The sequence below is a fragment of the Bathymodiolus azoricus thioautotrophic gill symbiont genome (assembly GCF_001298715.1).
GTDB lineage: Bacteria > Pseudomonadota > Gammaproteobacteria > PS1 > Pseudothioglobaceae > Thiodubiliella.
In genome coordinates this window covers 1-4,866 of the sequence record NZ_CDSC02000069.1, presented here as the reverse complement: position 1 = coordinate 4,866, position 4,866 = coordinate 1, and the positions used below count along the sequence as shown (strand labels likewise).

Below are 4,866 nucleotides of genomic sequence, written 5' to 3'. Positions count from 1 at the left end.
TACATGAAGCCTATCTCGTGAGATAGGCTTTTTTATGTCTGATAAAATACCCAAATGAATTCAAAAAAAATACTCATTACTGGTGGTGCAGGTTTTATCGGCTCAGCCCTTATCCGTCATATTATTGACAATACAGAGCATCATGTTGTTAATATTGACAAGCTCACCTACGCAGGGAATCTAGAGTCTCTCATCTCTATTGAAAATAGCGACAGATACGCATTCGAGCAAGTGGATATTTGCGATGTTAATACAATCAAGCGTGTATTTACCGAGCACCAACCCGACATTATTATGCACCTTGCTGCAGAATCCCATGTTGATAGGTCTATTGACGAACCAGGTGCCTTTATTCAAACCAATATTGTTGGCACTTATGTTCTGCTTGAGGAAGCTAGAAATTATTGGACAAACTTAACAGATAGTAAAAAAGACGATTTTAAGTTCCATCATGTGTCCACCGATGAGGTGTATGGTGATTTAGAGGGGCTAGATGATTTATTTACCGAAGATACTCCTTATGCACCAAGTTCGCCCTATTCTGCTGCCAAAGCCAGTTCAGACCACTTGGTCCGTGCATGGCAACGCACTTTCAAATTTCCAACATTGATTACTAACTGCTCTAATAATTATGGCCCCTATCAATTCCCAGAAAAACTCATTCCGCTAGTTATCCTTAATGCATTGGAAGGCAAAGACTTGCCAATCTATGGTGATGGTAAGCAAATAAGAGACTGGTTATATATGGACGATCATGCCAGAGCATTATTGCATGTGGCACTTACTGGTGAAATCGGTGAAACCTACAATATTGGTGGACATAATGAGATACAAAATATTGATGTGGTTAAAACTATTTGCGCTGTTCTTGATGATTTAGTTCCCAGTAAACATGACAATATTACAAAATACAAGCAATTAATTACTTTTGTTAGTGATAGAGCAGGGCACGATGTTAGATATGCTATTGATGCTAGTAAAATCAAAAATGAACTTAATTGGACACCCGATGAAACTTTCGCAACAGGTATTAGAAAAACCATTAAGTGGTATTTGGCGAATGCTACTTGGTGTAAACGGGTTAAAGATGGTAGCTACCAAGGCGAAAGGTTGGGTGTAATCAAAAATGGATAGTGTAAACATCATTTGCATGAAGTGGGGCGATAAGTTTCCTGCAGAATATGTTAATCGCTTATACGGTATGGTGAGTCGCAATCTGTCATTGCCTTTTAGGTTTGTGTGTTTTACTGAGGATAATAGCGGTATTCGCGGTGAAGTAGAAATTCAGCCATTATCTGAGTTAGATTTGCCAGTCAATTTAGCTGATGCGCCTGAGCGAGGATGGCGTAAACTTACTGTATTTAAAAAGGATTTTGGTGGGTTGAGTGGTAAGACTTTATTTTTGGATTTGGATGTGGTTATCGTTGATAATATCGATGACTTTTTTATGACCAAAGGCGATTTTCTAATTGCTCATGATAAGAAAAACCCAACAAAAATTGAAGGCAACTCATCTGTATTTCGTTTTGAAATAGGACAATACCCGCAAATTCTATCTTACTTTGAAAAAAATTCAGAGCAGGTAAAAAGCGAAGTTCGTCATGAACAAGCTTATTTATCACGAGAGATTCACAAATTGGGAAAACTTGAATATTGGCAAGATGAGTGGGTGCCAAGTTTCAAATATCGTTGTTGCCCATCGTGGATAAAATCTTGGTTTAAGGCACCATTTATTCCTCAGGGTGCAAAAGTGATTATTTTCCATGGCTTACCTAACCCACCTGAGGCGATTAAAGGTATTAGTGGTAAATGGTATCGTCATATTCAACCAGCACCTTGGATTGCTAAACATTGGCAAGAATAACGCTGTGTTGGTTATAATTACTCAATACTTATTATTTGAATAACAATTGCTAACGGGTAAAAGAGACAAAACACGGTTTGAAAAATGGTTTTCACTATCACGTCATCAAAGGCGTTCTGGTGCTAAAGCATTATCGTCGTTAATTTCAAGTGATTTCAAATCTCAAAAAGCACAAATTCTATTAGGCAATGAAGTTGTTTATACGCATGGCAGCTCAAACAACCTAGAAGAACACTTTAATGCCTTAAAAAACGAATTTGTTGGGCAAAGTGAACTTTGCTACACCCACGCTAAAATTATTGTTTTAATTAGGCGTGAGTTTGAAGTTAAAAACTATTTTCAACTGTTTGAAAAGCTTTGGAGAGAGGAAAAAAATTTCTTATTAGAAAATCTTAATACTCGTTGGTTAATGGCAGCAGCAGATACCTTTGCTGATTATTCAGATGATAATACAATCAAAAGTTTATCTATTGCTTGTATTTGTCTGCTTAATACTGTCAAAATCCAAGAATCAGAGCGATTTTTGACTAATGCTCAATCTTGTCAGGATGATAAAGCAAAGCAAGCCCAACTTGACGACGAACAGAGATTTGCATTATTTGATGGTACTTCAGTGTTTAAATTTGGCACTGATGACACCCTTAGGAATATGCGTTGGCGTCTTGATAAAGCAGCAAGGATAAACATTGCTGGTGAGATTCTACTTGAGATTTTTAAACGTTTGCAGAAGTTTGATACCGTTTATAAGCGTACAAAAGACAGACATACTCGCGACAAAACCGCCTGGTGGTGAGTGAAACCTTTATATAATTATGAATATTTTAATCATTAGCCTATCGAGCGCCATAGAGCGTCGCGATTTTCAACAAATGCAAATGGATAAACTCAAATTAGATTTTGAGTTCTTAGGTGCAACCTCAATCAATGACATAGACGCAATAACTTATAAGAAACACGCTAAAGATTGGCAACGCCCTTTAAAAAATACAGAAGTAGCTTGTTATTACTCTCATCATCACGCTTGGGAAAAAATTATTCAGAATAACAAACCTGCATTAATCTTAGAAGATGATGCGCTGTTGTCTGACTGTGTGCCTAGTTTACTTAAAAATCTATTAAACAAAAAAAATATTGATTTAATTAATTTTGAAAACAGAGGTAGAAAAAAATTTGTTGCTAAAAAAAGTGAAAGCATTGGATGTAATTCCAAATTAATTAGACTATATCAAGATAGAACAGGTGCAGCAGGGTATATTCTTTATCCGAATGGCGCTAAAAAACTTATTCAATGCGAGCAACAAAAAGGTATTGCATTGGCCGATGCACATATTACTGCTTGCCATAGTGTTAAAGCGTATCAAGTAGAGCCTACACCTATTATTCAACTAGATTATCGTGAACATTACAACCTTGAAAATACTATTTATAAGAATGCATCTGAGTCTATTCTTGGCACCGAAGACAAATCACAAGGTAGTTGGATTTTTCGAATTAAAAGAATTGTCTTTCAGTTAAAACTAGGGTTAAGACAAGTAGTGCTAATCACAAAGTCTGAGAGGCGCTACATAAAAATTAGAAAGCAAGATTTTTAAAGTTAACAACATTGACAAGGTCGAACCTTGTCAATGTGAAATAGAATTAAAATCAGGAAAACCCCTACCTTTTTCAGAGAGTTGCAGTTGTTGTTTTGGAAGTTGCCAGTCAATGGCGAGTTGTGGGTCGTTATAGGCAATGCCTTGTTCTTGAGCTGGGTTATAGTAGTTGTCTACTTTGTAAGAGAATATAGCGCTCTGGCTTAAAACAACAAATCCATGTGCGAAGCCTTGTGGGATGAATAACTGTTGTTTGTTTTGGCTTGTGAGTTTAACAGCGACATACTTCCCAAAGGTTGGACTGGATGGTCTAATATCTACAGCAACATCCAAAACACTACCCTCAATCACTCTGACTAATTTTGCTTGTGCGTAGGGTGTAAGTTGGTAGTGCAAACCTCTTAATACGCCTTTGCTTGACTTTGATTCATTATCTTGAATGAATTTAATTTTTTGCCCAACAAATTTTTCAAATAAATCTTGTCTAAAAGTTTCTAAAAAATATCCCCTATCATCACCATGAATTTTTGGTTGGACAAGAATAACATCAGGTATTGTTTGCCTGATAAACTCCATCTACAAACCCTCACCTGCTCGTGCAAGCAAATACTGTCCATACTGATTTTTTTTCAATGGTTGTGCGAGTTTGATGAGTTGTTCTTTAGTGATATAGCCTTTTTCAAAGGCAATCTCCTCAATGCAAGACACCTTTAACCCTTGTCTTTTTTCAATGTTTTCTATAAAGGTTGATGCCTCTAAAAGGCTCTCGTGGGTGCCAGTATCAAGCCAAGCATAGCCTCTACCCATTAGTTCTACAGAAAGCCTATCTTCTTCAAGATACATTTGGTTAACTGAAGTAATTTCTAGCTCACCACGATGCGAAGGTGTAACCTTTGCTGCTTTTTTAATCACATCATTTGGATAAAAATACAGCCCCGTTACCGCATAATTGCTTTTTGGTTGCTCGGGCTTTTCTTCAATGCTAATTGCCTTACCTGTTTGGCCAAACTCCACCACACCATAGCGTTGTGGGTCAGACACATGGTGGCCAAAGACAGTTGCTTTGTTGTTTTTAGCATTGTCAACAGCACTACAAAGCATTTCAGGAAGCCCGTGCCCATAATAAATATTATCACCCAAAATTAAGCAAGCAGCATCATCACCGATAAAATTCTCGCCTAATATAAATGCCTGCGCCAGTCCATCTGGTGAGGGTTGCACAATATACTCAAACTTCATACCAATAGATGCGCCATCACCTAACAAACACTCAAATCTTGGTAAATCTTGTGCAGTAGAGATAATTAATACTTCTTGAATACCCGCTAACATCAACACCGACAACGGATAAAAAATCATCGGTTTGTCATACACAGGCATTAACTGCTTAGATACGCATTGAGTAATGGG

At 37.2% G+C, this 4,866-nt stretch carries 6 protein-coding genes; 4 read left to right on the top strand and 2 right to left on the bottom strand.

The window, feature by feature from the left end; translation table 11 throughout:
- Positions 1 to 54: 54 nt before the first annotated feature.
- Genes rfbB through BAZSYMA_RS01355 form a run of 4 tightly spaced genes read left to right on the top strand, consistent with a single transcriptional unit; the run spans position 55 to position 3,456 of the window.
- Complete coding sequence (gene rfbB, locus BAZSYMA_RS01370) at positions 55 to 1,134, top strand: dTDP-glucose 4,6-dehydratase (RefSeq protein ID WP_090714810.1); 1,080 nt, start codon at positions 55 to 57, stop codon at positions 1,132 to 1,134.
- Positions 1,127 to 1,864 carry a glycosyltransferase gene (locus BAZSYMA_RS01365; RefSeq protein WP_090714808.1) on the top strand — a complete coding sequence of 246 codons (738 nt, stop codon included), beginning with the start codon at positions 1,127 to 1,129 and terminating at the stop codon, positions 1,862 to 1,864. The genes rfbB and BAZSYMA_RS01365 overlap by 8 nt, the downstream gene beginning before the upstream one ends.
- Before the next feature lie 46 nt (positions 1,865 to 1,910).
- Complete coding sequence (locus BAZSYMA_RS01360; RefSeq protein ID WP_090714806.1) at positions 1,911 to 2,657, top strand: hypothetical protein; 747 nt, start codon at positions 1,911 to 1,913, stop codon at positions 2,655 to 2,657.
- Positions 2,658 to 2,676: 19 nt separating this feature from the next.
- Positions 2,677 to 3,456, top strand: a complete 780-nt coding sequence (locus tag BAZSYMA_RS01355) for a glycosyltransferase family 25 protein (RefSeq protein ID WP_090714803.1) — start codon at positions 2,677 to 2,679, stop codon at positions 3,454 to 3,456.
- Positions 3,457 to 3,486: 30 nt separating this feature from the next.
- Here BAZSYMA_RS01355 and rfbC read toward each other — a convergent pair whose 3' ends face one another.
- Entirely contained in the window at positions 3,487 to 4,032 is a 546-nt protein-coding gene (rfbC, locus tag BAZSYMA_RS01350; protein ID WP_090714802.1) for a dTDP-4-dehydrorhamnose 3,5-epimerase, read from the bottom strand.
- A partial coding sequence (gene rfbA / locus BAZSYMA_RS01345; RefSeq protein WP_143243052.1) for a glucose-1-phosphate thymidylyltransferase RfbA occupies positions 4,033 to 4,866 on the bottom strand: 834 nt, incomplete at its 5' end.